Annotated in this window: 22 protein-coding genes and 1 pseudogene; 1 reads left to right on the plus strand and 22 read right to left on the minus strand. The window is 47.2% G+C overall.

The genetic code is table 11. The features are described 5' to 3' along the window. Positions 1–29 precede the first annotated feature (29 nt). The 11 genes from J2Z66_RS27565 to J2Z66_RS27615 all read right to left on the minus strand — a co-directional run bounded on the left by J2Z66_RS27565 (position 30) and on the right by J2Z66_RS27615 (position 12684). The gene (locus J2Z66_RS27565; protein ID WP_209975964.1) at positions 30–914 is read right to left on the minus strand and encodes a carbohydrate ABC transporter permease; all 885 of its coding nucleotides are present in this window, start codon (positions 912–914) and stop codon (positions 30–32) included. Between the two features lie 17 nt (positions 915–931). Further along, positions 932–1831, minus strand: coding sequence for an ABC transporter permease (locus J2Z66_RS27570; protein WP_209975965.1), 900 nt, complete (start codon positions 1829–1831; stop codon positions 932–934). Further along, positions 1828–2220: a sensory rhodopsin transducer gene (locus J2Z66_RS27575; protein ID WP_209975966.1), complete on the minus strand. Its 393-nt coding sequence runs from the start codon at positions 2218–2220 to the stop codon at positions 1828–1830. The genes J2Z66_RS27570 and J2Z66_RS27575 overlap by 4 nt, the downstream gene beginning before the upstream one ends. Before the next feature lies 1 nt (position 2221). Continuing rightward, the gene (locus tag J2Z66_RS27580; RefSeq protein ID WP_209975967.1) at positions 2222–3427 is read right to left on the minus strand and encodes a M24 family metallopeptidase; all 1206 of its coding nucleotides are present in this window, start codon (positions 3425–3427) and stop codon (positions 2222–2224) included. Positions 3428–3481: 54 nt separating this feature from the next. Then, entirely contained in the window at positions 3482–4966 is a 1485-nt protein-coding gene (locus J2Z66_RS27585; protein ID WP_209975968.1) for a hypothetical protein, read from the minus strand. Positions 4967–4995: 29 nt separating this feature from the next. Beyond that, entirely contained in the window at positions 4996–5817 is an 822-nt protein-coding gene (locus J2Z66_RS27590) for an amidohydrolase family protein (protein ID WP_209975969.1), read from the minus strand. After that, positions 5814–6599, minus strand: a complete 786-nt coding sequence (locus J2Z66_RS27595; RefSeq protein WP_209975970.1) for an amidohydrolase family protein — start codon at positions 6597–6599, stop codon at positions 5814–5816. The genes J2Z66_RS27590 and J2Z66_RS27595 overlap by 4 nt, the downstream gene beginning before the upstream one ends. Positions 6600–6663: 64 nt before the next feature. Next, entirely contained in the window at positions 6664–7701 is a 1038-nt protein-coding gene (locus tag J2Z66_RS27600) for a phosphotriesterase family protein (protein ID WP_245375892.1), read from the minus strand. An 87-nt stretch (positions 7702–7788) separates the two neighbouring features. Beyond that, the gene (locus J2Z66_RS27605; RefSeq protein ID WP_209975972.1) at positions 7789–9477 is read right to left on the minus strand and encodes an extracellular solute-binding protein; all 1689 of its coding nucleotides are present in this window, start codon (positions 9475–9477) and stop codon (positions 7789–7791) included. Positions 9478–9539: 62 nt separating this feature from the next. Beyond that, positions 9540–10928 (minus strand): response regulator transcription factor, encoded by a 1389-nt coding sequence (locus J2Z66_RS27610; protein WP_209975973.1) that lies wholly within the window; start codon positions 10926–10928, stop codon positions 9540–9542. 1 nt (position 10929) lies between these two features. After that, entirely contained in the window at positions 10930–12684 is a 1755-nt protein-coding gene (locus tag J2Z66_RS27615; protein WP_209975974.1) for a sensor histidine kinase, read from the minus strand. 650 nt (positions 12685–13334) lie between these two features. Here J2Z66_RS27615 and J2Z66_RS27620 point away from each other — a divergent pair. Then, the gene (locus J2Z66_RS27620; protein ID WP_209975975.1) at positions 13335–13979 is read left to right on the plus strand and encodes an SGNH/GDSL hydrolase family protein; all 645 of its coding nucleotides are present in this window, start codon (positions 13335–13337) and stop codon (positions 13977–13979) included. A gap of 130 nt (positions 13980–14109) precedes the next feature. Here J2Z66_RS27620 and J2Z66_RS27625 read toward each other — a convergent pair whose 3' ends face one another. The 11 genes and pseudogenes from J2Z66_RS27625 to J2Z66_RS27675 form a co-directional block, all read right to left on the minus strand. Further along, positions 14110–15342, minus strand: coding sequence for a hypothetical protein (locus J2Z66_RS27625; RefSeq protein WP_209975976.1), 1233 nt, complete (start codon positions 15340–15342; stop codon positions 14110–14112). Beyond that, positions 15339–15827 carry an RNA polymerase sigma factor gene (locus J2Z66_RS27630; RefSeq protein WP_209975977.1) on the minus strand — a complete coding sequence of 163 codons (489 nt, stop codon included), beginning with the start codon at positions 15825–15827 and terminating at the stop codon, positions 15339–15341. Before J2Z66_RS27630 ends, J2Z66_RS27625 begins: the two co-directional genes overlap by 4 nt. Positions 15828–16020: 193 nt before the next feature. Next, a complete protein-coding gene (locus J2Z66_RS27635) occupies positions 16021–17022 on the minus strand; it encodes an SPFH domain-containing protein (RefSeq protein ID WP_209975978.1) in 1002 nt (333 codons plus the stop codon). A 19-nt stretch (positions 17023–17041) separates the two neighbouring features. Beyond that, the gene (locus tag J2Z66_RS27640; protein WP_209975979.1) at positions 17042–17836 is read right to left on the minus strand and encodes a TPM domain-containing protein; all 795 of its coding nucleotides are present in this window, start codon (positions 17834–17836) and stop codon (positions 17042–17044) included. Beyond that, on the minus strand, positions 17833–18864 hold the full coding sequence (locus tag J2Z66_RS27645) for a TFIIB-type zinc ribbon-containing protein (RefSeq protein ID WP_209975980.1): 1032 nt from the start codon (positions 18862–18864) through the stop codon (positions 17833–17835). Before J2Z66_RS27645 ends, J2Z66_RS27640 begins: the two co-directional genes overlap by 4 nt. A 43-nt stretch (positions 18865–18907) precedes the next feature. Beyond that, positions 18908–19642 carry a PspA/IM30 family protein gene (locus J2Z66_RS27650; RefSeq protein ID WP_209975981.1) on the minus strand — a complete coding sequence of 245 codons (735 nt, stop codon included), beginning with the start codon at positions 19640–19642 and terminating at the stop codon, positions 18908–18910. 158 nt (positions 19643–19800) lie between these two features. Further along, the gene (locus tag J2Z66_RS27655; protein ID WP_209975982.1) at positions 19801–20322 is read right to left on the minus strand and encodes a hypothetical protein; all 522 of its coding nucleotides are present in this window, start codon (positions 20320–20322) and stop codon (positions 19801–19803) included. 237 nt (positions 20323–20559) lie between these two features. After that, positions 20560–22254: an SWIM zinc finger family protein gene (locus tag J2Z66_RS27660; RefSeq protein WP_209975983.1), complete on the minus strand. Its 1695-nt coding sequence runs from the start codon at positions 22252–22254 to the stop codon at positions 20560–20562. A 188-nt stretch (positions 22255–22442) separates the two neighbouring features. Next, positions 22443–22595, minus strand: a pseudogene (locus J2Z66_RS27665) (glycerate kinase); the annotation flags it as partial. A gap of 15 nt (positions 22596–22610) precedes the next feature. Continuing rightward, positions 22611–24089, minus strand: coding sequence for a serine hydrolase domain-containing protein (locus tag J2Z66_RS27670; protein ID WP_209975985.1), 1479 nt, complete (start codon positions 24087–24089; stop codon positions 22611–22613). Between the two features lie 211 nt (positions 24090–24300). Next, positions 24301–25356: an NAD(P)/FAD-dependent oxidoreductase gene (locus J2Z66_RS27675; protein WP_209975986.1), complete on the minus strand. Its 1056-nt coding sequence runs from the start codon at positions 25354–25356 to the stop codon at positions 24301–24303. Positions 25357–25385 lie beyond the last annotated feature (29 nt).

Here is a 25385-nt window from a genome sequence, read left to right on the forward strand (position 1 = left end):
TTTTATCCCTTTTATCCCGTTCATTCGTCTCATCCCTTCACGCTGCCAAGTACAATTCCCTTCACAAAAAACCGTTGCAGAAATGGGTACACAATCAAGATTGGCAGCGCGCCGAGAAAAATCTGGGCGGAACGGGTCGTTCGCTCGGAAATCTCCATAATCCCGGTTAAATTGTTGGGATCTGTCTTCATCGGATTGCTGTTAATGACCATCAATTGCAAATAAGTGGATAGCGGATAGTTTTGCGGGAAATTCATGTAAATCAAACCGTCAAACCATGAATTCCAATGAAAGACCATTGTAAACAACGCAACAGTTGCCAGCACTGGCAGAGACATCGGCAGAATCATACGGCACAATACTGTCCAATGCCCTGCACCATCCATAAATGCCGATTCTTCCACTTCTTTGGGCAAGCCCCGAAAAAAGTTAAGCAACAAAATCACATTGAACACGGACACTGCCCCCGGAATGACCAGCGCCCAAATCGTGTCGATCAACCCGGTCTTGCTCACAACCATATACGTTGGAATCAGCCCGCCACTGAACAACATCGTAAACACAAAAAACCAGGCGTAAAAGCTGCGGCCCTTCAAATCATGCTGCTCCTTGGACAATGGATAGGCGGACAAGATGGCCAAGCCCATACTAATGACAAAGCCAAGCCCAAATCGCTGGAGCGTAATTAGAAAAGAAGCGATGAACTCCTTTTTTTGCAAAATATACGCGTAAGAAGACAACGTGAAATCGACCGGAAGCAAATTGATCTGTCCTGCAGATGCTGCTGAGCTGGAGCTGAACGAAATCGCCAACACCTGTATTAAAGGAAGCAGGCATAGCAGCGAAAGCGAGATGAGGAAGAGATAGTTTCCTGCAACAAACACTTTTCTACCGAAAGAAACTTGGTGCAGCATATCAACCCATCCTTTCATCAAAAAATACGATAATTCATTAACCGGTAGGCAAGAAAATAAGACAGTACAATCAGGCCAAAGGATACCACCGACTTGAACAATCCGATTGCCGTGGCAACTCCGAACTGTGCATCAAGCAATCCGATCCGGTAGATCAGCGTATCAAGGATATCACCGCTTTGGTATACACTAGGGCTATACAAATTAAATACTTGATCAAACCCTGCGTTCAGCACATTACCAAGGCTCAGGGTTGCCATAAGGACAATAATCGGCACCATGCCAGGAAGCGTGATATGCCACACTTGCCTGATATGGTTTGCTCCATCGACAATAGCCGCTTCATACAGCGCGGGATTAATCCCGGTTATAGCCGCGAGAAAGACAATGGTGCTAAAGCCGAATTCCTTCCAGACATCCGATATGATCAGGACAGAAGGAAACCACTTGTTGCTTCCCAGGAAAAAAATAGTGTCCAATCCAGTTGCCTGCAGCAGTTGGTTCACAATTCCCTCGGAGGGAGATAAAATATCGACCAATATGCCTCCCAGAATGACCCAGGACATAAAGTGAGGCAAGTAAACCAGCGTCTGAACGCCACGCTTGATAAACATGATCTTCAGTTCATTTAACAGGATGGCTATCACAATTGGCACGAGCAGGCCCAGTATAATTTTCATCGTTGCAATATAAACCGTGTTATAAAGCACCTGCCAAATATCGGGCATCTGCAATACATAACGGAAATTGCCGAGCCCGATCCAATCCGATCCGAACAACCCCTTGACCGGAATAAACTTTTGAAAGGCGATCACAGATCCTACCATAGGATAGTAGCAATAAATAAGTAATACAATAATGCCTGGAACCAGCATCAAATGGAGAGGAAACTGCCGTTTCAGCTTCAGGATATTCATATTCCCGCATATCCCATCATGCCGATATAAGCCAGATTGGGCTGGGCAATATCCATGCGCCCGTACTGAATGACGACCTCAATATTGCTTCTGAAGCGCAATGAATACTGGAGCTGCCGATCCAGCCGGATGCCGCCAATATCGTCCGGGCGATCCATTCGCAGGCATTTCACCCGTTTTCCCGCTACAACAATCGGAATCTGCTCATCCGGCTCGCGGTCCTCATAATAGATATCCATGAATACTTCGGCCACTTCATCGTGGCAGTTCAGGATCATCACCGCTTCATGCCCTTCGAAGGGCTCGCCTTCCACTTTTCCCGCATAAGGCAAGTAGCCGTCAACAATATACCAGTTTTTTGCGCCCTGTTTGGCCCCTTGTTTACTCATCTTAGCCTCCTATTTCAGTCGAAATAATCCGTTTTTCCTTCCAGGTTTTGCTCAGATGCCTGACGAGCGGTGACATCGATTCATAGCCATCCGTCGTCACAAGCAAGCTTTCCTCGATCCGATTGGAGCCATGCGGGTGCCCGAACAGGCTGACATCCGTATTGACGGTCATGCCGGCTTCGAATAGCGCCTCCGAATGCTCGTCCGGATAGGGAGATTCCGCCTCAGCCAAGCCGCAGCCATGCATGGGCGGGTACAGGTCGTATTGCGTAACCCCTTGCTCCCGGAAGTAGCCTTTGACAGCCCGGACCACTTCGCCTTGCTTCTCCCCAGCCTTGATCTTCGACAGGGCAATATCCTCGGCTTCAACAAGGATGTCGATGAAGGCCTTCTGCTCTTCACTGATAGTTCCGGCGACAAACGGGAAGTTCAGCGTGGTGACATAGCCCTCCACCTGGACCGCGATCGCCGCCATAATCATATCCCCGTCCTCTATGACCTTCCGCGATGCCCGCCCGATAATCGTGTTGACCCGTTCCCCGCTGGTCAACAGGCAGAACGGGATGCTCTCCGCTCCTTGCTTGGTACATTCTCCCTGGGCCAAAGCTGCCAGCTCCAGCTCCGTCATGCCTGGCCGCACCTGCTCAATCATAAGCCGGTAGCCCGCATCAGCGATGCGCGCCGCCTCTTGCAGGCAAGCCACTTCATGTACCGATTTGGACATCCGCAGCTTGAACAGCAAGCCTGCAGCATCCACGATTGCGACTCCACTAAAGGCCCGTTCAATCGCCTGCATTAAGGGTACAGGGATCGCATCCAGGCCGACGATGCCCAGCGTTCGCAAAGCTGTGCCTGCTTGCAGCTCCTTGCAAATAGCAGCCAGGCTTGTGTAATTCGCATACGGATATTCGATCTGATCAGGCACCGTTACACAGTTGAATTCCGGCAGCAGGCGTACATCCGGCCAGGCGCTCATTTCGCGGCAAAACATCTCGCCCTCAGGCGCAGCGATGATGAACGGCTCTCCCTCCAGAGGCACAATCGCCGCTCCACGCTCAAACAACGGCCAATAGTTGCCGATGTAGCGCAAATTTTCTTTCCTGTACTCATCCCCGTAAACGAGGCAAGCCTGCAAGCCTTGCTCACGCATCAGCGCCCGCAGCTTCTCAGTCCGCAGCGTGTATTCTTCCCGTGGAATTTTTATCATTCTATCTGAATCCTCCTTCATAGTGGCTCGGCATATGGCTTCGCACATCCCGTTTTAGTACATCACTTTGCGGATGCCCATGAAATCTGCGACATAAGCCAGTTCTTGCGTTAAATCTCCATAGGCAATAATGCAATGGTGGGCAAAGCCCTCCTTGATCAGCGCAGCCAAAAACTGCTTGATCGGCGGAACAAACTGGATGACCGCTGTTATTTCTTCGCACGGAATGTTGTGCGGGATATGCAACGCTTCGCCTTTGACAATCAGCATCTTGTAGCCCTCTTCATCAATAATCAAGTGGCTGATCGTGACCGTCCCCGGCTTCAAGGTGTACTCAAAGCCAAACCCTGCCCCCTGCAGCCCCCATTGCTCAGGCGACCGGTTCACCTTGACCGTGCTGCGGTCTGTGGCATAAGCCGTGTCCGCAAAGCCATGGTGGACCATCAGCAAGGCATTCAGCTCTTCGTCAAACTCACCCCATTCGGCATAGGCCGGCACCTTCCCATTAAGCATATGCATCAACACCATCATGATCAGGCCGTGGACGTCGCCTTCGGTGTTCACCACATACTTGCCTTCCTCGTGCATCATCGTATTGGCCAAATAGGAGGTCGTGCCCGTCTTTTGTTCAACATAATGCTGGCCCAGTAAGGTCAAGGCGTCGAGCCGGAACCGCTGCAGCGTGTTGCGCAGTGCTACATAGAAGCGCGATGATTTGGCAATATCTGCTTCATCCAAGCCTACGATATTGAACCTCGTTTTCGTCGCTTCAGCAACCGCCTGGCTATCTTCCTCCGAGGCATTGTTGAACTGCTCCAGCAGATGGCCGACCTGGATCGCAATAATGTTCGGCCCCAGAGTCCCCTTGATCATCGTCTTGTCATACTCGAAATCGTACATGCCACGGAACACATGGCCAACGACGCCGATATTCGTCTTTTTCAGCTGGGTAAAAGCTTTGTAGGCCCGAATATACGCCGACATCTCGCCATAAGCGGCTTCATCGCGGATCGATCCGACGACTACCTTCAGGTCGCGGTACCAGCCCATCTTGCGGAAGGTGGCTGCTAATTGCAGGTTGGCGATTAAGGCCGAATTGCGCAGTACATTCTCATAGTTCGTATGCAGGTCGATTTTATTCGTATGCTGAGTGTTGAACAAAACTACAGGCACATGGCGCACATGCTCCAATGCCTGGATTGCCATATAGTCCGGGCAATACGTCCCCGCGACATAGACGATCAGGTCCACGCGTTCCTCTGCCAGCTGGCGGCCTGCCGCCTCAGCGGCATCCAGCGTGTCAATGATGCCGGGCCAGATGACCTCTTCTTGCGGCATGGCTGCCTGCAGCTGTTCATAAACAACTTCCATATCTGCCGTTACATTCGCCTTCAAGGATTCCGGGAACATGCGCCAGTATTCAAAAAATCCTAACGTCATCAAGCCGACCTTCAGCGGCATCGCCGCTTCCTTGTTCGTCAGTAAGTCCCCAAACACATTTCCTTTTGCCGTTTCAAATGATTCAATAATGTCAGTCATTCCTTGCCATTCCTCTCTTATGTCCCGTTCTATTTGTTGATGCGGCCCACGAGCCGCACCGCATTGTTATGAAGAATATTGCGCATCTCATCGTCCGCAATGCCGGAGAATAGCACACTGCCCAGCATATAATGGGGATCGTACCAGGGAAAATCGGTGCCGAAGATAACTTTCTCCGACCCAGCCTCCCGCACCATCTTGCCGACCATACCGTTAAGCCGCCCAGTATCGCATAGCTCCAGATACACATTGGGCTGGCGCTTGGCAAGCGCGATCGCGTAATCCGTTTCCCCTGGTGCCGAATGCCCAAGTAAAAACTGAACATTCGGATATGTATGTGCCAGTTCTGCGATCATTTGCGGCGGGTTATACAGGCTATGCCCCCATGTATGGGAAAGAAGCAGCAGCCCCCGTTCATTGGCAAATTCATAGATGCGGCGGTAGCAATCCCCTGTGAGGGGATACTTGTGATAGTCCGGCAGCAGCTTGAACCCTACATAGCCGTAGGTGCGGTCGAACGCCGCCAAATCCTCCTCCAGCCCATCCAGATAATGCGGGTTAACGGTATAATAACCTCGGATACGCTGCGGATGCTGCGCCATTGCAGCCACAATCTCGGTATTGCCGCCTACCGGGTCGAACAGTGCGCTATGCGGCGCGGAAATAATCCACGCGATATGTTCGCGGTCCATCGTGTCCAGCATCGTCTCCAGGCCCGCTTCCGGCAAATACGTACCATAAAAGGCGCCCATATGCGTATGCATGTCGATAATCGGGATGCTGGACAGCCTGCCTTGCTCCACAAACTCCCTCGCCAGCTTCGAGCGGTTTTTCATACCCTGCAAGCTCATAGTCGCACCTCCTCCAGCAAGCGTTCCAGATTTCCGTGTGCAATGCCCTCCAGCTGTTCCTTGCCAATGCCGGAGCCCAGCAGCGCCGCCAATGGACCGCCGATGGCATTGCTGGGAAAATCCGAGCCAAACAGCAAGCGTTCGTGCCCGAAGCGATTGCATATTTCCCTGATCTCCCCGGCTGTCTGCATATCGCCTGTTTCGATATAGAAATTCGGATAATTGCGCAACAAAGGAAACGTGAACCTCGCATGGCTCCAAAGCCCATAGTTATATAAAATAACGGTTAAATCCGGGAACTCCTGCAGCAAGGCATAAATGTCTTCCCAGCCCTGACTGGGCGACAGAAATAGGGGAATCCTCGCATCCGAAATCGCCTGCAGCAAATCCCCCATCACCAACCCACTTAGAAAATAGCGGTTGCGCTGCGGATAAGCCCTAAGCAGCCGTACGCCGCTTGCCTTCATAGCAGGGAACAGCTGCTCTGGCGCATAATGCCCTTCCGTAATGGGCGGAAGAATCGTCCATGACGGCAACAGGCGACCTGGCGCTTTGGCGGTTTCAACAAGCACCGCCTTGTTGCCGTAATCCGGATCAACATCCGCCATCGCCTGGTGGGCGACCACCGCAGCCGCAATGCCGCAGAAGTCCAACTCTTCCAGCAATGCCTCTGCATTGCTGGCCTGCTTCACCTTCTCCTGCACCAGGAAGTGCTCATGGTTCACCACTTCATAGTTCACCGTTTTCAGACCAACCGAACAGCTGCAATCGATCAGTTTCATACAACACCCCCATCCAGATTGCCGATTAACAAGCCAGTGTTAATCGACGGCCTTCCATCATCCCTCATTGTTTGCCATCATCCATAAATGTCGCCGGGTTATGGCACATCAGTGTTTCGATTTGTTCGGGCGTTATGCCCACATCTTCCATCATCGGTATAATATTGGTGATCATATGGTCAAATCCCCAGCCGCCATAGCGGTGCAAACAGGTTTTCAGGCAGACATCGGTCGAAACCAGGATTTGCTGCAGGAAGCCCCAGTCGATCAGTTGCTTGATCGCCCTGACCCGGTCGATATCCCGGGCAAACATACCGCGCAGCACACTGCGGTCCCGTTTATCCGCATAAAATTCCTTGCCAAAATTATCGAACTCCACATATACGCCAAGGTTCAGCAAATCTTTAATATACGCCATCCGAATATCAACATCGATGTGGTTAATGCATATTTTTTCAGCCGCAGCACCATTTTCGGTAAGAAGATCGACAATTTCATAGCCATTCGTACTGTACAAGTCCGTATGCACATGCAAGCCCAGCCCAGTCTCCTTCTGCACAATCGCAGCCGCAACCAGCGCCTTTCTTTCATTCGGATCAATGATTTCACTTGTCCCGATTTCTCCGATTACCCCTGCTTTAATCGTTGTTCCGTCTATTCCATAATGAATTTCATGCAGCAGCTCTTCCGCTATGCTCTCGACTGTATAGGCATCCATATCTGGAGGATGGGAACCGCGTACATAGTATCCACAGCCAGCGATAATGTTCAGCTCCAGCTCCCTTGCCAATCCTGCCAATAAAACCGGATCTCTCCCGATATCACGTAAAGTAAGGTCAACGAATGTCTTCCCGCCTGCTCTTTTAAACTTTAATAACTCATCCCTGACTACATCTTCTTCATCAATGACCGCATTATCCAACACCGCATACGGATTGCGCATCAGCTTGCCGAGATTACGAATATTGACTTGTTCCCCGGCCAGCTTCTGCTGTGCAATGCCGATCGGAGCAGGCACTAATTTTCTTAAATCAATAAAAGCATGTTCATGGGGCAGAACCCAGCCGAGGGTATCCTTGCTGACTTTTCCCGTTACTGTCATAATTGACAACCTGATTCATCCCCTAACTGACTTCTCAAGGAAGCAGACCTTCAATAATGCCTGCCCCTTGAAAGAAATTTTATCTCCTTACTTGCTGGCTTTCCATTTCGCGACTTCCGCGGTAATCTTATCTCCGCCAAGGTTTTTCCAATTGACGACAAACTCATCAAAAGCATCGATGGAGGATTCCCCCATGACGATCTTTGTAAATACTTCCAACTCCATCTTTAACAAGGTTGCTTCTTTCTCCACCATTGTCGGTGTCGGTCCGGAAATAAATGAGGTCATCTTGAATTGATCCTTCGTATGATAGTCATATAAAACTGAGATCGCATCAAAGAATCGCTTAAAGCCCCAGCCACTTTTATCCCCATTGTTGAAATCATTAATGCCCTTATAGAAGCTTGCCTGTCCGGGGTTGCTTGTTAAGTTGAGCAACGATTCATCCTGTTTTTCCAACGCTTTGGTTACATATTCATAGGTCTCTACATTCTGTATCGGGTTGGCGGCTTGCAGCAAAGCATACTGCCACTTCTCTGCATCTCCATTGCGGTTCATATCCGTAAGCGGATATTTGTTCCGATCCCAGTCATGGCTTGCAGCATTAAGCAGCTTGACCGCCGCTTCGGGGTGCTTCATACCTTTGCGTACTACATAATATTGGTCTATATTGTACTCCGTTTGCGGACGAGCCGGGGCATTATCTATCGAAGGCAAGTGAAATGGTTTCCAATCCATCTTCTCATCCAGTTCCTTACCATCGAGAAACAACAACGGTGACCAATCGGCACCATAGAACATGCCTAATTTTCCGGAATTTACGGTTTGAATAAATTTCTCTTTATCCTTCACGCCGAACTCACGGTCAATATGGCCATTGGCATACATTTCTTGCAGCTTGGCAAGCGCCTGCTTCATCTCGGGTCGAATGCTACCGTATACGAGCTGTCCGGATTCATCTTCCACCCAGCTTTTTGGATAGGCATGGTAGCCATTGAAGAACCCTTCAAGTCCTGGCTCCAGACCATAGAAATCTTTGGCCGCTCCCAGCCCATGTGTATCCTTTTTATTGTTGCCATCCGGATCTTGTGTCACAAACGCTTCCGCGATTTTGAACACATCGTCCATCGTTTTCGGTTCAGGCAAGCCTACTTTTTCCAGCCAGTCCGTGCGTATCCACAAGAGCGGTGCAGTGTCGAATGAGCCTGGATTAACGGGCAACCCTAGCAGCTTTCCGTCAAAAGTCGCCGACTCGATGCCGAGCCCGCCGTCTTTCATGAGCAGCTCTTTCATTTTCGGTGTTCCGTAATTTTCCAATGCTCCGGTCAAATCTTCCAGTTGGTCTGCTTCAACCAACTGATTGAATTGAATGCCATTGACTGGCATGATGTCAGCCAGTTTACTTGATGCCATCGCGATATTGAACTTTTGTTCATATTGGGATGGATCAGCAATCCACAAATATTTTATTTTAATGCCAAACTCATTTTCATACAGCTTTGTCCAGGCATTGTCTTCGATAGTTTCTCCATTTTCAAATTTCAAATTGGAATTTACAGCCCGAATTGCGGTCACTTCAATGGGTGGATCGATTTTGCCAAGTGGATCATAGTTAGCGGCTTCTTCCACCTTTTCATTCCCGTTGGCTCCATTGTCCGAAGGGGTCACACCTTCGTTCGTATTTTTCCCATTGCCTTGACTGCTGCATGCTGCAGTTAACACGAGCACACAGACCAGCATGGATAGCAGTAACGATTTTGCCGCCTTGCCTTTCATATCTCAGCCCCCTATTCATATTTACTTACATCCCCAATTATAAAATATCGCCTTCTCGCATACTATCGACGATCCTTGTCTTTCTTTGCGTTTGTTGCCCTCTTCAGTTCTCTCTCGATCACCGAACGCTCCCGGTACTCTTGCGGGGTAATCTGGAAGATGCGCTTGAACGAACGGTTGAACTGGGATGCAGCCTCATAGCCTGCCGTTATGGCGATCTCTTGAATCTTCATGCCGGTTTCTGAAAGCAGTTCCTTCGCCTTCTTCATCCGTTCATTTGTAATATAGTCCGATAACATCGTTCCAGTCGTCCGCCTGTACAATCGGGACAGATAGGTTGGGCTATGATGGACCAGAGTGGCCAGCGTGGTTAAGCTCAAATCACCATCCAGATGAGTGGTCACATAGTGATGAATAAACGGGATGAGACGTTCCGTGTATTCCCCGTCGGCCAGCTCGTAGGAAGATGATGGCTTGTCTGAATCCTGGATCAGCATTTCCTGTCCATTGCCGGTATACTGGTCAAGCAAGTCCGATAGTAATTTCATCCGGGTTCCAATTTGCTCCCAGCCATAGGGCTCTCTCGCGATTACGAAGGATACGGGATGCTTTAATAGCTTCATACAGGTTTGCTGGACGGTTTCCATAATCGAATACACTCTTGTCTTCAGATGCTGCCAGGCACGCTGCTCCTGCTGGGCATCTCGCGTCTCCCCATCCAGCAGCCCTCCAGGCTGAATAAACCAAACAAGCTTATAAGCTTCCAGGGTAAAGGATAGTTGAATGCAAGTTGGCTTTAAATACTCCGAGGCAATATTCTGGCAGGCATAGAGAAGCAGCATTCTCCCGGCTTCGTTCATTCCCTCATCCCAACCATCCATACTCCCGACAACAAGGAAAACAGGCTTGTCCGGCAAAATTGGAATATCGGATTCGGCCAGCTTTCGTGCACGTTCTTTAACAGGGGCCACCGGTTCCGATATCAGTTCCAGCAAGGTGCTCTTTTGAAACGCCGGCATAGCCAGGTGCAGCTTCGTTCTTGCTTGTATATCCTGATTCACCTGCTGCTCGAGCTTACCCAATTCGACAAAGGCTTTTTCTACTGCGGCGAGCAATACATGGTCATCTTCATTTTTGAGCACATAATCAACCACGCCTCCCATGCGAATCGCCTTGCGGGCATAGTCGAATTCATTAAAGCCTGTGAGAAAGATGACTTTGCACATCGGCCAGCTGTGTATAATCCGCTCATGCAGTTCAATGCCACTCATACCCGGCATACGGATATCCGAGATGACAATATCGATTCGATTATGGGCCAGGCAATCAAGCGCTTCATAAACATTGTATGCACGGTAGGTTTCCAGCTCCAACTGTGACTCTTCAGCAAGCAGCTGAAAGATATTATTTACAATAAACGGCTCATCATCAACAATAAGTACGCGATACATGTTAGTCTCCTTCGTGATTGTAATCGGTAGGGATGCAAATACGGACTATTAGACCCTTCTCTTCGCCATTCAGCACTTCAAGCCCGCCACGGTCAGCATATCTAAGCTTCAATCGGCGCTGGATGTTAACGAGTCCTGTCGTCTCCCCCTCTTCCAGGCCATCCAGCTGGCGGGACAACATCTGAAGCTCCGGCTCCGCCATGCCGGCCCCGTTATCCTTCACAATAAAATACAATTTGCCAGGTTCATGTTCAAATCCGATTTGCAATTGCCCGCCTGCAACCGTTTCGCCAAGTCCATGCTCATATGCGTTCTCAACTAACGGCTGCAAAATTAAACGCGGGATTTTAATATCTTCGCAACCCCGGGGTAAATCAGCAAAAGTAACCTCAATTCGATTCGAAAAGCGGATATTTTGAATCACTACATAGGAACGGACATGGTTCACCTCATCTTTAAGCGCGACTTCTTCCAGCCTGTTACGGGTAATAAATTGAAAATAATCACCCAAGTTTTTCGATACCAGTTCAGCAGTACGATTGTCGTCATGCTTAATAAGCCGATGTAACATATAGAAGCTATTGTACAGAAAATGTGGTGCAATCTGCATCTGAAGCTGCTTCAGCTCGGATTGCTGCAGCCTGATCTTCTGTACATAAAGCTCATCGATCAACGTTCGCAGCCGCTTGATGGTATGATCGAAGCGAGTGAACAGGTAGCCGAACTCATCCGCGCGCAATGGCATCTGGACGGCATTGAAGTTACCCTCCTCCACATTTCTGAACCGGCGTACAAGCATTTGCAGCGGTCGTTGAATCAACAGATAGATGCCATACGCGAACAGGATGACGATAATCAAAGAACTGCCCACAAGCAGCCAAAACCAGGTGCCGTACGTCTTGAGCTGGCCAACAATCAGATTCTCGGGGAAATAAAACACCAGCGTCGCATCTAGAAAAGCGGAAGAATCAATTACCACCATATAATTCTCTTTGCCGACCTTCACTTGCTCCATAGAAAATGATGGTCCTTTGCGATGTTCTACAAACTTCCTCACCGGTTCAAGTGCTTCCGTATAACGATGATTGGAAAGGCTCCAATTCGCATTAAAAAGCAAGGCTCCTCCCTCTTGAGGGAAGGACGTCAACGCGCTCACCAAAGCCTCTTCAGATAATTCAATATTTTGAATAAAAACAGGCGACTTCCTGTCGTTATCCTTGTTCAACAAAAACGTAGGATAGGTTAAATTAAGATACAAACGATCATTCCATGGCGTTATGGGAATACCTTTCGAATAGGTAGCGAGTGATATCGCTTCCATCTCTTCCTTAATGCCTGGTTGATCCATCAAGTGAGAAGTGGTCACCACGCCCCCCAACGATTCGATATAAATCGTGATATTCTTAATGTAGCTGCTGGAATCTTTGAGGGCAATGAGCTTACCAGTCAAATCATTAATTGCTTTGGTCCGCTGGTAAGCAGACAGAATCGAATTTACACTGCTCAGCTTCAACAGGTCTTCATCATTAACAAAAGTCTTCTGCGCCCGGATGACCCGTTCGATCTCCTTCTCCAGATTGACAAAATAATAATGAATGGTTGTTGAGATGGAATGAGATATCTGGCTCTTCACCTCCCGCTTGCCCAGTTCATTTAGCACCAGGCTCAATGTAAACAAAGGCATAACGATAATCAAAAAAATAATGATAACTTTGGTGAAAATAGGTGTGTTGTTAAGTTTAAGTCTTGTCCACAATTCCATCAACTCCCCGATGTTTAAGCTAATCTAAGTATATAGACAATTGTTGAGATTGGCGATTGCCAAAATCAGTTCTCTACCATAAAAACCCTGTTTGATTTCAGATATGTTCTTCAGTGGCCTCGCGCCGTCATGGCGCTTTTTTTCTCGCCTTCTTCTTTTGTCCGGGTTATCAATGGGGAAGTATATAGAAGGTGAGTAGATGGTGTTTAGATGGTGTTTAGATGGTGTTTAGTTGGCATATGGATGGTATATGGATGGTATATGGATGGTATATGGATGAAAGTTGGAGTCTTATGTACCAGATTGCTTTTTCTGAGATAAGTACAATTGTACGGATAGATCCCAAAATAAGCTGATGGCAGCAAGTTGGCATAATAGTATAGATAGTCGTTTTGTAGATGAAACAGAAAAAAATTATTGAAACATTAATGGGGGCACACCAGGCATAGCCAAAAAAGCTTAAATGTTAAGGCGTCTAAAATAAATGAGAAGACAAGCCACACGACACGCTCCATACAGATCAATAAAATCATCAGTTGTTAATGTCCACACAACCTGTACATGATCGCCATATTATATCTCTAAGAGACAGTTGAGCATATACAAGCAAGCAAAAATTCGATCGTTGGGTTGGTGATATTCCTATGATCTATACTGCTCTTGGGGATTCCATTACATTTGGGGAAAATGCCTCTTCTTGGGCAAATGCGTATCCCCAATTAACCGTATCCGCTTTAAATTCATGCTCCCGTAGAGTGACTGGATATGTTTTGGCTCGTCCTGGTTGGAGCAGCTGTGATCTATTAGATGCTGTCATATGGCGGGGAGCATCCGTGATTAGGCATGCTGCGGTTGTTTCTATATGGATCGGAGGCATAGATTTAGCGAATGCGGCACTGCTTTCACTTAGAAACCAACAACCATTGCCTGCAAAACAATTTGCAGCCAATTATAAGCGAAATTTACGTGGCATTCTAGCTCAAATAAAAAAAGGAAGCCATGCCCGAATTATTTGCTGCACGCAATACAATCCATTTCCGAATAGCCCCCTTTCGGTTGAAGGGATAGACGGATTAAACCGCCTGACGATAGAAATCGCCCAATGTTACGGTGCAAATATCGCTCCCGCTCATACTTGGTTTGAAGGAAAACAAGCGGATCTCATCTATGGATATCGCAAAGGAAAGATTGAAGATGCATTGAGCGGCTTTCTGCCCATCCATCCCAATGATCGGGGACATCGAGTTATTGCAGCTGGTTTGGCGCCATATCTTATTCCTCGCAATTAGTTTCACTCCCCTGACCGGATTGAACCTCCAAGGTTCGTCAACCCAAAGAAAAGGACACCGCTTAAAGTGTCCTTTTCTTTGGGTTGGCTGATAGACAGGGATCAACAACTGATTGTTGCACTGGAATGCCCTATAATTTCAAATAATTTGCATTGCTTATATACCTGTCACCGACATGGTCTTCTGAAGCGGACGGATCATTTTTATATTCTTCTATATGGTCCCGGTCACTAACAGCTCCTTCATTAATGAGTAGCTTGCTTTGAATGACTCCGTATTGCTCGCCGCTTCCGTTAATGATACCGTAATTAAAGATACCAGTTATTGAATCAAAAAGTTGTTGGGGATCGATATCGGATGCAATGTCCAGTTCCCCATGAACGACAAAGACAAGCTCCTCTTTCGTGTACTTAAGCTCAGCAGCGGTTAGCTTATAATCGCCCTCCACAACCTTCAGTTTTCCGGTATAACCACTTACCACTACAGAGGGATCAGCAGTCTTACTTAGCACTTCTTGCTTCATTTCATCCCTGCATACAATCAACTTATCAGAATGGAGGTTATCGACCCATTCGGCGAACATCGCGGGCTTGATATCACTCTCAATCAGAATTACTCCCGTGGCATGAATACGCTTCTTTTGGATCCTACTTAGCACACCTTCATTCAGCATTAGATTGTCCTCGACATAATAGGTGTCTTTGGACACGGCCATGATGCTTGCTTTATGAGCATTAACGATTTTGCCAGAGATTGCGGATAGCAGTTCCTCACGAATCACGAGTTTGTCCATGAACTCGATAGTGTCCAGCTTTTCGTTAAGCAAGTTAGTATCAACTTCATCAAGCATAAAGACTTTTCCTGTAAAAGAAATTCTAGAGCCTGCCTTAAGTGCTTGGAGGTAGGTCTTGTCTATTCGGATATTTTCATTTACCAGTTCCGCACCATCCATGTAAGATACAAGTCGTCCATTTAGAGAAACAACCTTCTGTTGAACGATCCCCTTCATCTGATCCGGGCAAAAAATACTGCCGTTGATGAGGATACCAGCGATATTTTTCTCCAGAGCTTCTGCAGTGACATCATGTCGAATGACAATCGTTCCATTTACCATGATGAACAAAGGTATGTCGTTATTTAACGAAGTAATCTCGTACCGGCCATTGGCATGGATCAATGCACAGCTTTCGGGCAATTCTGCCCGGACATTAACATTTTGTTGCGTCACCTTTGCAAGTAAGCTGGAAGTAGCTTTACTATAAAGAAGGAAATTGACGTTTTCCAGCTTGCTCACATCGTCAAAGGCTCCCTCGGATGCAGTAGTAATGTCCAACACGTTGATGTTTTGAAAAATTGTACTCATGTATTCCAATCCTCCCAATTATTATTGTATACCTTCTTCAGCAGTTTCAAGGCCGTATGCAATCGATATCTTACAGTGGCATGAGGGATACCTAGAATGTCGGCGATCTGTTTACTATTCATACCGAGGATGAATCGCTTGTGAACGATATCGTGGAGCTTTGGCGGAAGATTCTGCAGTAACCTTTCCATTTCCAAGCCTGACACAAAATCAACTTCGTTCACGGCATCAAGTCCTTCAGGAATCGAAGTTACAAACCGATCTCTTCTCCTAAGGTCATAAAGAAGGTTCCTCATGACTTTGAACAGCCAAGCGCGGCGACTATGGTTCGTCAGCGTCTGTAGCATGTTCCAGTGATGAATCGCCCGCAGGAACGTCTCCTGAAGCAAATCCTCTGCTTCCTTCTCGTTCCCCGCAATGGATCGGGCGAAACGTTCCAACTCCGCTTTGTGCAAGTTGTACATATCTTCGATCATCATGTACATCTCCAATCCCTGCTAACATCTTTTCAATCCCCTTTACCTTACGTATGTATAACGTTTGAGAAAGAAAAAGTGTTGGGTTCCGATTTAAAATCGTCTGTTCCAAGGAACAAAAAAAAACCTACTGCCTGCAAATAGGCGATAGGTTTAACCTTCGTGTCTCCAATCCCGGTGACGGCCAATAATGATATCCTCGTCACACGTTCAGTTTCTGGCCGCATTGCGGACAGAAATTAGCCCCTTCATTTTTCGCGCCGCAGTTCGGGCAGAAGTTAGGCTTTTTGCCGCCTTCAGGAGAAGACGAAGCGGCAGATGCAGCAGGTGTAGCTTGGCCTTCAGCCGCGGGCTTTTGGTTCTGGTTCATATTTTTCATCATTTCATTCGCCATGTTCATTCCCATCATCATGCCTGCCATGTCGGAAGCCGCGCCGCCGCCTTTTACATTGCCCGAGGCAATTCCGTCCGTCATAGAAACCTGCTGATACTTGGACAGATTGCCAATCATTTCATGGGAAGCCGTCTTCGTAATCATATTTTGAATTTCTTGCGGGTAGTTGAAGCTCATCACGTTAAAGCCTGTAATCGTCATCCCGTTGCCGAGCACCTGCATATCCAGGTCTTCACGAATCCCCTTGGCAATATCAAAAGCATTCGCCTGCAGGTTAAACATGTCCTTCCCTTCTCTGCTGATCCACTTCATTAACAACTGATCCAATATGGACGTAATCCGGATTTTAACATCCTCAACCAGATAACTGTCTTTCATCCCGGCAATCTTGTCAATGAGCGTCACGTAATCATTTACTTTGAAATTAAACGTGCCGTTAGCGCGAATAGGCATGCCGCCTGGCAGCAGAGGAGTAGGGATCAGAACCGGATTTTGCGTTCCCCACTTGACCGTAAACTCCTTGGTATTGACGAATAAAACTTCCACCCGCATACCGCTGTTAAAGCCAAACTTAAAGCCTTTCAGTGTGGATAAAAAAGGGATGATTTCAGAATCAATGCTATAATCCCCTTCATCCTCGAAAACCCCTTCAATCTTGCCGTTATTTACAAAGATCGCGTCTTGACCGGAGCGGATAATTAATTTGCTCCCTTTTTTAATCTCCCGGTTGTTCCACTTCCAAAAAATCATATCATCCCTGAATTCTTCCCATTCCACAACATTCGCAAATTGATTTTTAAAAAATACCATGCTCCATCCATCCCTTCACTTAGAATGATCCTTTGCTGCCGCTATGCGAATGACCGCCTCCGGTAGTGCCTCCGCCTCCGCCCGATCCGCCGCCATTGTTCTTTTCGATTTTCCTTCTCGTGACAGTAGTTCGCAGAAACTGGTCCCGATGCTGCAGAATACCTGAAGTGCTGTTATCCTCGTAGGTCTGCCGATGTATCGTAACACGGCCACCGGAATTGTAAGCCATGGTCCCCACGATAACACCCCCGATAGCTAGTGAAACCACCAATTGAAACCAGCCATTAAACAATATATTATCGGGGTTCACTCCTGGGCGGAATCCCATATATTTATGCGCTGTCAGAATATAAGTTTCAAATGCAAGCCGGTAATCGCCGTTCGTTAAATCCGAGCTGATCTTATCACGTATCTTGTCTAGCCTGCTGTCATCCAGATATTCCTTCGCTTTATAAAAACCGGCGAGATACAACTCTCTATTTTTCATATCCATCGTCAAAATGACTGCATTGCCATAAGGTTTGTCATATCCAGGAGCACGCTCATCGTAGAAGTCTTGCGTCATTTTCATAACTTCCTTATTTTCGGCATTCTTGGATGTAAAAATGATGATATCCGTTTCTCTTTCGGCTCCGTATTGATTAGCCATTTTGTTCAACTCATTGTACTCGTCCTTAGTGAGCAGACCCGCTTCATCGTAAATCAACCGCTTTACTTCTGTGGCTGCCGCGGCGCCCGAGGTTATCTGCATACAAGCTGCCAACACAACAACACAGCAAAATAAAACTGCCAGGATCGCCTGCTTCTTTTTCACCAAAAACCGCCTCCCATCATCCAAGAGACCAGCTTAAGCGAGAGGAACGAGACGCCGGAAAGACTTGCAAACCACACCGCCACTTTCGCCTTGCTAATCGGAGGCTTGCCAACCACCTTGCCCGTCTGGCCATTCATAGCAAATGTATGCTCCAGTTTATTGTAATCATAGTGTACGACCCATACTGGAAGCAGGGCATAATCGGCATGTACGAATCGGGTATCAATTTGCTTATGGGCAAAATTCACAGTCGCATACCCAGCCACTGTAGATTGAATATACGATTCAATAAACTTACTAATTTTATCTTTGGCCCGCGGCAGCAGCTCCTCATCACTGTAACTGTACTTCTCCGCAATGTAGCCCGCCAGATAAGGCGTTTTGAAGCTTTGCAGCTGATCATAAGGAAAAGGCTCCAATTTATCCATCAGCTCATCATTCATTTTCTCTGCAGCATCAATCGGCACCCTCGTATAATTCACCTGGAGCTTCCGGTATACATCGAAATGCTGCGTTTCCGTGCATATATAGTCGCCTTCTCTATAGGTTCTCACCTTCGTGCCAAGGCCTTGAACCTCAATTCCATTATGCAGCTCATATAGCCAGAAGGGCACATACATCCCGGTTATTCCCTTGACCCGGTCCGCAGTCATGAACCCGCTAGGCGTTAGACGGCCCTTCCTGCACCACTTCTTAAAGGCCTTCATCGCCTCTTCCTTGCTAATGGAAAAAGGAATAACCGTCGCCGGAGCCAGCTTCCCGGTCAACCGATCACCAAGAACGACGGCTGAGCCACAAAAGCTGCAGACCGTTGCGGTCGTCTCCTCTTCAGTCATAATGACGGCTCCGCAGCTTTGGCAATGATACTCCTTCGCTTCAGATTCAACAAAAATTTGTTTCGTCAGAGGATCAGGATTGTCCTCAATACTGTCTTTTCTTCCGCAGCTGTGACAGGATAACATACCTGTTTCACTGTCAAACACCATGCCGCTGCCGCAGCCCGGACACTTGTATTCTATAACCGGCATCTGCTCACCCCAATGAAACCGTCATTTTTTCATTTTTAATTTTTCATTTTTTCTTTTTTAATTGTTCTTTTATTGCCGCCAATTCATCTTCTGTGCTCATGTTCGTATTCGTATTTGAATTCGATTTCGTATTCACGCTACCGTTCTCACTCTCGCCCGAATTTGTACTCTTCTCAAACTCCGCGAACAGCTCATCCAGATCGTCTTTCTTTTCTGCTCTAAGCTCGGCAATCGCCATTGCTTCATTATAAGCCATATTAGCCTTCTCTTCCATGTTATCGAAAACAGAATCATCGAAGCCTACAGAAGAGCTTTTGGCGTTCAGGTTTTGCTGTGTTTTAACAGCCGCCATTTTCGCTTTCAGATTGACACGCCGTGCTTCCAACTGGCTAATATCTGATACAAGCTTATCCTGCATTTGTTTCATATTTGCAGCGTTTGAAGAGGCTGTTTCATAAGCGGCTTGCAATTGGCTTTTTTTATCCGCCGCCGCTGCCTTTTTATCCAGAAACATTCTGGCATCTTCCTCATTACCGGCCTCCACTGCCTTCTCGGCATATCGCTGCAGCTTCTCGATCTCAGCTTTGCATTCATCCAGTACCCGCTTCGCTCTGCTTTCGTCCGCCAACACCGCAGCCGTCTCTGCTTTAACCTTGCCCAGATCACTGTTCACGTTCCGCATATATGCATCAATTGTTTTAGCCGGATCCTCAGCTCTATCCAATAGGGCGTTAACGTTACTAGCCATAATATCCCTAAACCTTGACAATACTCCCATAACGAGCTCCCCCCTTAAAAAGAATATGTTCCATCATATAATACAATACAATCATTTTGGGGAAAAGGTTTCATTTCCTGAACATTTCTCAAGGGTATTATCTATGCGTTCCTTCATGGCAATCCATGTTTACGCCAGTAACACACAGATCTACGCTCCTAATTATTCACCATAATTATGCCGTCTTCCAGATCATCATCTTCCATACTATCCGCAGAAACCCATTCGAAGTATGTCAGCCCCAACTTTTGAGCAATTACATAGGCAGGTGGTTCCTCATAGTTAAGATTCCCATCCTTCAAGTCAAATAGCAGCTCCAAATCCTCAACTGAATTGCCCTGCTGCCTAATAAGCTCTCCAAGCATATCCAGATCGAAAATATTCTTTTCAATAACTAGCTCATCCGTCCATTCCGCTACATAATCAAACACAAGCTCATCATTGTTAAAAATTTTCAACTCCCACATATGGTCTTCCATATAAATGTAATGAATAAGGACACCAGGGTTACTTTCACGCAGAGCATCTTCAATATTTCCGCTGCGCTCAGCAACAACGAACGTTACCCATCCATTCTTTTCCTCGTACATATATCCTTTAACTTTTGCGCTTTGCAGAAGCCTAATTACATCATTCTGATTAGAAGTCTTTAAATGAAAGCTATCGCTAAATTCGCTCATCGGAACTTGTCATCTCCCTTTATTTCTATTTAAGTGTGTACCACATGTCCATTACGATTCAAAAATGACCCTACAACTTACAAATAACGCTCCTCATGTCCGTTAGCGCGGTCATCTTAACCCTTACCCTTACTCAATAACAAAGTTAAAGAGCTGTCCCAAGCAACAACCTCTAATCTCGCCATAAAATGCTGCAAGTGAGGACTCGGTACCTAGAAATCAGGATAATCAGCTGCTTCAATGCTTCAGCTTCATTAACTCATCCCGAAAAGCCGGCCTTCTAGGATATTTAGCAAGTAGCTGCTGAGTGATTAGGAACGCTTCCTCTTTACCTCCGGCTTGTTGAAGAAGCAAGATAATTCTGCAAACATTTTCATAATGTTTCCTTGATGTGGATCTGTCAGCCTCCGTTTCAATATGGATATTGAACAGTTCTTTTACATCCATAGGAAAATCCCGATTCAAATAGGAGTAGAATTCTTCGATTCTCGAAGGCTGCTTCTTGACATATGCCAAGAGCCGCGAATATTCCTGCTCCTCCACAAGGATTCGTGTGTGTATACTCCGAGGCCATATATCTTTCTCCAGCTTCTGCAGCATGTCCAGATAAACAGGTCGCCACTCGCTATTCGGATAGGTGTCCTTTAGCAGGTTGTAATACGAGTACTCCCCGTCCAGCACAAGCTCTACACCCAGCTTGCGCTGCAATGCCAATTGTCCAGAACGACAATACGCTTCGTAGCGATGCTTCTTCCATTGTTTAACCAGACCTGCTAAGCCTTTAGCTCGATCCTGAGCTTCTCCTTCTTCAGAAAGACGAATAACCTCTTCAAAACGAACGTTATGAAACGCATCTGAAATAGCCTTTTCCCGGAAACCAGAAATATGCAAATGACTGTTCAGAAAATCACTGGCCCGCACCTCATCTTCATGGATTAGAATCAATCCATACCTCATCGCGGCTATCTGATCAGCAAAGTATGCTCCACTGATGCTACCTCCTACTGCTTGTTCGGAGACCATCCGGGAAACATGCTGCTCCCATTCTTTGCGCAAATCAGCTGTTACCGCCAAGTGTGAGGCACTAGCGAGCATGGTTAGCTGCCAGTCTGGCCATCCGACATAACGGGATTGTCGCAATTCATGCAGAAGAAGTTGGAACAACTTTTCCCTGTCCATTTGAGATATTTGATCCATTTCCAAGGTGATCTCTTCCACACGCGCCAGACTTTCTTTAATGATACTCCCAACAGTCCCACTAGAGTCATCTGTTTCCTGAAGAAAATCTACCATTTCCTCCAATACACAAAAGTTAATCTCGACAGCTCGAACCCATTCTGCGTTCTCTGCTGTTTCTATGGCTTTTTTGGCTACCATTTCTGCTCCTAGGACTGCCTGGTCAACATTTCTCCAACTAACAAAACCATGATGGTCAGCATAAGTATTGATGTACGAGCGAATCAGCCTTCTGCATGCTCCCAGCTCTTTGGCCCCACCGACTTTCGATGTAAAAAGCTTGATTCGATGTTCCACAGCATCGGAATCAGCCGCGAGTGAAAGCAGTAAGGCAACTAAGCTCTCTTTACTCTCAACTTCCAGCAGCTGCTTCAAGCTTTTTTTCGGATTCGTGTCCAGTTCATTCGTTTCAGATTCTGATAGCGCTGCTGTATGATCCCGAAGCTTGAGCAGGACGGCAACTTGATGCTTGCAGACAGGTCCAAAATCAAAGGGACAATCACATTCGGATGATGTAACTTCGCCCTCTTCATCAAGCTCTATGTGTACCTCATAAATCTCGCTTCCTTCCACCTCAGCACGGTACACCAAATCTTCTATCTCCTCTATAGAAAGCACGTGGCCGCCCTTTAGATAATCCCGTCCTCTGTCCAGAATAACTGGATCCACATATTTTCTTAGATTGTTTAAATTCAACTCTCATCACATCCATTCAGTTGATATTTTGAGATCGTGAATGTTAAACAATTATACCATAGCCGCAACCCTGTAATAATCCTAAAATGGGCATAAAATGAAATAATGGAATTAAAAAAAAGACTGCTGAGACATTTCATTCTCAACAGTCTAAAGATGCACCGGGTTTACCACCGCGTCTATTATATTCAGTCCGCGAAGTGAGCCATACCCCGATCTAGACGTTCGATCATCTCGAAATCGGCACCTTTCTGAGGTCCGTAGACGACAGCTGCTCCTCTTTCACCACAGAGGGGATTCGTAACATCGCTCATGACGACAATGTCCGTATCCATAATGCGCGGATCAAGTCCTGTTTAGACAATCGTTTCCGTTATCTCGGCGGTTCCGCCCGCAAACCCCTCATACTCGTCCAGGAAAAATTCCGCCACCTTCGTCATAAATACAGAAATATCACCGCCCTTGAAGGTAAACGTCGCCTTCATCGTGCCGAAATAGTCATCCGTGATATAGACGAGCAAATTCAGTTTATGCTCTTCCACCCAAGCCGCAGAAGTCAGGCATTGGTACCCTCTCCCAACCGGGGTGCCGATCCGCTCCCCGAAATAATGCGTCTCCGGGAACGCCTCTTCTGCCAGCTTGCCAATGCCGAACCGGAGCCTGTGCTCCCCCGTTGCATTCACATATTCCCAGATGCCCTCGTCCCCTTCGAATACCAGCCGCATCCGCGAAATTCCCATCTGATTATCATTCATCCGGTACCATTTTCCGCTGATTTCCTTTGCATAGGAAGAGTCTACTGCTCCCCGCTGCGGCAATACTCGGAGATGGCGAATCTTCTCCTGAAGCCGGCGGCTCGTCTCCGGATCTTCCGGTAAAGATGCATTCGCGATATAAGGATACAGCTCCTCATGAAATGCATCGACAATACCGGTACCGGTCGGTCCACCCCCCTGCGTGTCCGCAATGCAGGCGAAGATGAAATCTTTCTCCGGATAACAGAAGGCAAACTGCGAGCCCATCCCGCGGAAGGAGAAGCCGCCGTCCCTCTCCATCCAGATCTGGTATCCATAGCCTCTATTGTCGTTAATCGAGTTGTCGATTTGTTTCGACGTCGCTTCCCGGATATACGTCTCGGAAATCAGCTGCTGTCCATCCCAGCGTCCGCCGTTCAAACAAACATTCGCCAGCTTTGCCATATCCCGCAGGGTGCAGATAACCCCCGACCCGCCCCAAGACGTGCCCTCCGGCGTCTGAATGCACCATGCATCTTGGGAGAAACCAATGGGGTCCAGCAGTCGCGGACGCATATACTCAAGGAACGGGACTCCGCTGATCCGCTCCACAACCGTGTTGAGGACGACCGTCGCCGCCGTGTCGTAAGCAAAGATCGTTCCCGGCGGATGGGAAGGTTCCTTCTGGAAAAAGGTTGCCGCCCAATCCGGGTCATATCGCGTATACGAGTTCGAGCTGTGAGGTGTGGACATCATGAGAAGGTCTCGAATCGTCGTCTGTGCAAGGTACGGATGAATCTGTTCAGGAAGCTTGTCCTTGAAAAAGGTTGTCGCCCGGTCTTCCAAATGCAGCTTCCCTTCATCGATCAGTAATCCAACGGCAAGAGAGACGACGCTTTTACTGACAGAGTACATACGGTGCTTCCGATCCGCTGTGAACGGCGCCCAGTACCCTTCCGCGGCCATCTGCCCGCCCCGCAACACTAGAAAACCATGCATACATGTCTGCTCCCGGTCGATCCTCTCCAGAAACCGAAGAACCGCCGAGGAAGGAATGCCAGCGTTTTCAGGGAAGGACACAGGTGTAAACAAATTTGTCATCGAATAAGGCTCCTTTCAAAATTGGATTATTATGATTGTACTACTGGGCTGAAACGCTTTCAAGAAAATAATGATCGCAGAGAAACACTTCAACAGCAAATCATAAAGAGACAACCAGATGATGTTAGTCAACGATCTGATCATCTAATTAGTCCATAATTTCCAGCGAACTCGAAGGTCACAGATAGAGCTTAAGTATGGATTCCAACCATTAGGTTCGCTGTTCATACAAATGTTTAACCAGTTTTTGATTTCTCTCTTTAAATATTTCATTATGAGAAGAAACTCTTCCTGTCTCCTCCGCCCCCGGCTCGATATATTGCTTGGCTTTGTTGACTGCATTGGCCGCGTCCTGGAACGCTCCTGCGATTAAGTGAAGCTTTCCTTCATGATGTAAAATATCCCCCGCTGCAAACAGGCCGGGAACCGATGTTTCACTCATCGGGTTGCCGTCAATAAAGTACTCGTCCTTCATTTTAATATTTAGATTATTTTTTGATGTCAGCTCTTTATCCCGTTCATAACCGTGGTTAATGATCACATCATCCACATTAAGCACAATTCGAGTGCCGTCTTCGTTATTGACCAACTCAACCTTCTCGATGCTATCATGATTCTCCCCGGCAATCAGTTTGTCAATCGTTGTATTAAGCAGGCAGTCAACGGAACTGTCGAATAGACGGGCGACATCTGCTTCATGTCCCTTCAGCATGTCTTTCCGGTACGTTAAGTATACTTTTTTCGCAATCGGCTCCAATTCGTTGGCCCAGTCAACAGCGGAGTTCCCACCGCCGGAAATCAATACGTTTCTTTCCTTAAAACGTTCGAGAGATTTGACGACATAATGCAAATTGCCAACTTCAAATCGCTCCGCACCTTCCAGTTCCAATTTAATCGGCTTTATAATACCACCGCCAATCGCTAAAATCACTGTTTTCGAAAAATGGGCTTGACTCATTGCCGTTCGAATGACAAATAAACCGTCATCATTTTTATTGATCGATGTGACCTTTTCCCCCAATACGACATCTGGATCAAACGTCACCCCTTGTTGAACCATCTGCTCAATCAACGCAGCCCCGGGAATCGGCATCAGCCCCCCGACATCCCAAATCATTTTCTCCGGATATACGTTGACCTTTCCGCCCAAATAAGGCTGAAACTCGATGATTTTGGTCTTCATTCCTCTTAAACCGCTATAGAAAGCAGAAAAAAGTCCCGCCGGGCCACCACCGATAATCGTTACATCATACAATTCCGTATGCATCTCGAATCCTCCTCCTGATCAAAATAGCC

This window comes from Paenibacillus eucommiae, assembly GCF_017874215.1.
In the GTDB taxonomy this organism is placed as follows: Bacteria; Bacillota; Bacilli; order Paenibacillales; family NBRC-103111; genus Paenibacillus_AI; species Paenibacillus_AI eucommiae.

What these genes read in the sequence shown, in the direction of transcription:
- J2Z66_RS27570 (WP_209975965.1), bottom strand. Translation starts at nt 1,831, where the DNA reads ATGAATATCCTGAAGCTGAAACGGCAGTTTCCTCTCCATTTGATGCTG.
- J2Z66_RS27605 (WP_209975972.1), bottom strand. Translation starts at nt 9,477, where the DNA reads ATGAAAGGCAAGGCGGCAAAATCGTTACTGCTATCCATGCTGGTCTGT.
- J2Z66_RS27645 (WP_209975980.1), bottom strand. Translation starts at nt 18,864, where the DNA reads ATGCCGGTTATAGAATACAAGTGTCCGGGCTGCGGCAGCGGCATGGTG.
- J2Z66_RS27580 (WP_209975967.1), bottom strand. Translation starts at nt 3,427, where the DNA reads ATGATAAAAATTCCACGGGAAGAATACACGCTGCGGACTGAGAAGCTG.
- J2Z66_RS27655 (WP_209975982.1), bottom strand. Translation starts at nt 20,322, where the DNA reads ATGAGCGAATTTAGCGATAGCTTTCATTTAAAGACTTCTAATCAGAAT.
- J2Z66_RS27635 (WP_209975978.1), bottom strand. Translation starts at nt 17,022, where the DNA reads ATGGTATTTTTTAAAAATCAATTTGCGAATGTTGTGGAATGGGAAGAA.
- J2Z66_RS27670 (WP_209975985.1), bottom strand. Translation starts at nt 24,089, where the DNA reads ATGACAAATTTGTTTACACCTGTGTCCTTCCCTGAAAACGCTGGCATT.
- J2Z66_RS27600 (WP_245375892.1), bottom strand. Translation starts at nt 7,701, where the DNA reads ATGACAGTAACGGGAAAAGTCAGCAAGGATACCCTCGGCTGGGTTCTG.
- J2Z66_RS27625 (WP_209975976.1), bottom strand. Translation starts at nt 15,342, where the DNA reads ATGAGTACAATTTTTCAAAACATCAACGTGTTGGACATTACTACTGCA.
- J2Z66_RS27595 (WP_209975970.1), bottom strand. Translation starts at nt 6,599, where the DNA reads ATGAAACTGATCGATTGCAGCTGTTCGGTTGGTCTGAAAACGGTGAAC.
- J2Z66_RS27650 (WP_209975981.1), bottom strand. Translation starts at nt 19,642, where the DNA reads ATGGGAGTATTGTCAAGGTTTAGGGATATTATGGCTAGTAACGTTAAC.
- J2Z66_RS27590 (WP_209975969.1), bottom strand. Translation starts at nt 5,817, where the DNA reads ATGAGCTTGCAGGGTATGAAAAACCGCTCGAAGCTGGCGAGGGAGTTT.
- J2Z66_RS27675 (WP_209975986.1), bottom strand. Translation starts at nt 25,356, where the DNA reads ATGCATACGGAATTGTATGATGTAACGATTATCGGTGGTGGCCCGGCG.
- J2Z66_RS27575 (WP_209975966.1), bottom strand. Translation starts at nt 2,220, where the DNA reads ATGAGTAAACAAGGGGCCAAACAGGGCGCAAAAAACTGGTATATTGTT.
- J2Z66_RS27610 (WP_209975973.1), bottom strand. Translation starts at nt 10,928, where the DNA reads ATGTATCGCGTACTTATTGTTGATGATGAGCCGTTTATTGTAAATAAT.
- J2Z66_RS27585 (WP_209975968.1), bottom strand. Translation starts at nt 4,966, where the DNA reads ATGACTGACATTATTGAATCATTTGAAACGGCAAAAGGAAATGTGTTT.
- J2Z66_RS27620 (WP_209975975.1), top strand. Translation starts at nt 13,335, where the DNA reads ATGATCTATACTGCTCTTGGGGATTCCATTACATTTGGGGAAAATGCC.
- J2Z66_RS27565 (WP_209975964.1), bottom strand. Translation starts at nt 914, where the DNA reads ATGCTGCACCAAGTTTCTTTCGGTAGAAAAGTGTTTGTTGCAGGAAAC.
- J2Z66_RS27630 (WP_209975977.1), bottom strand. Translation starts at nt 15,827, where the DNA reads ATGTACATGATGATCGAAGATATGTACAACTTGCACAAAGCGGAGTTG.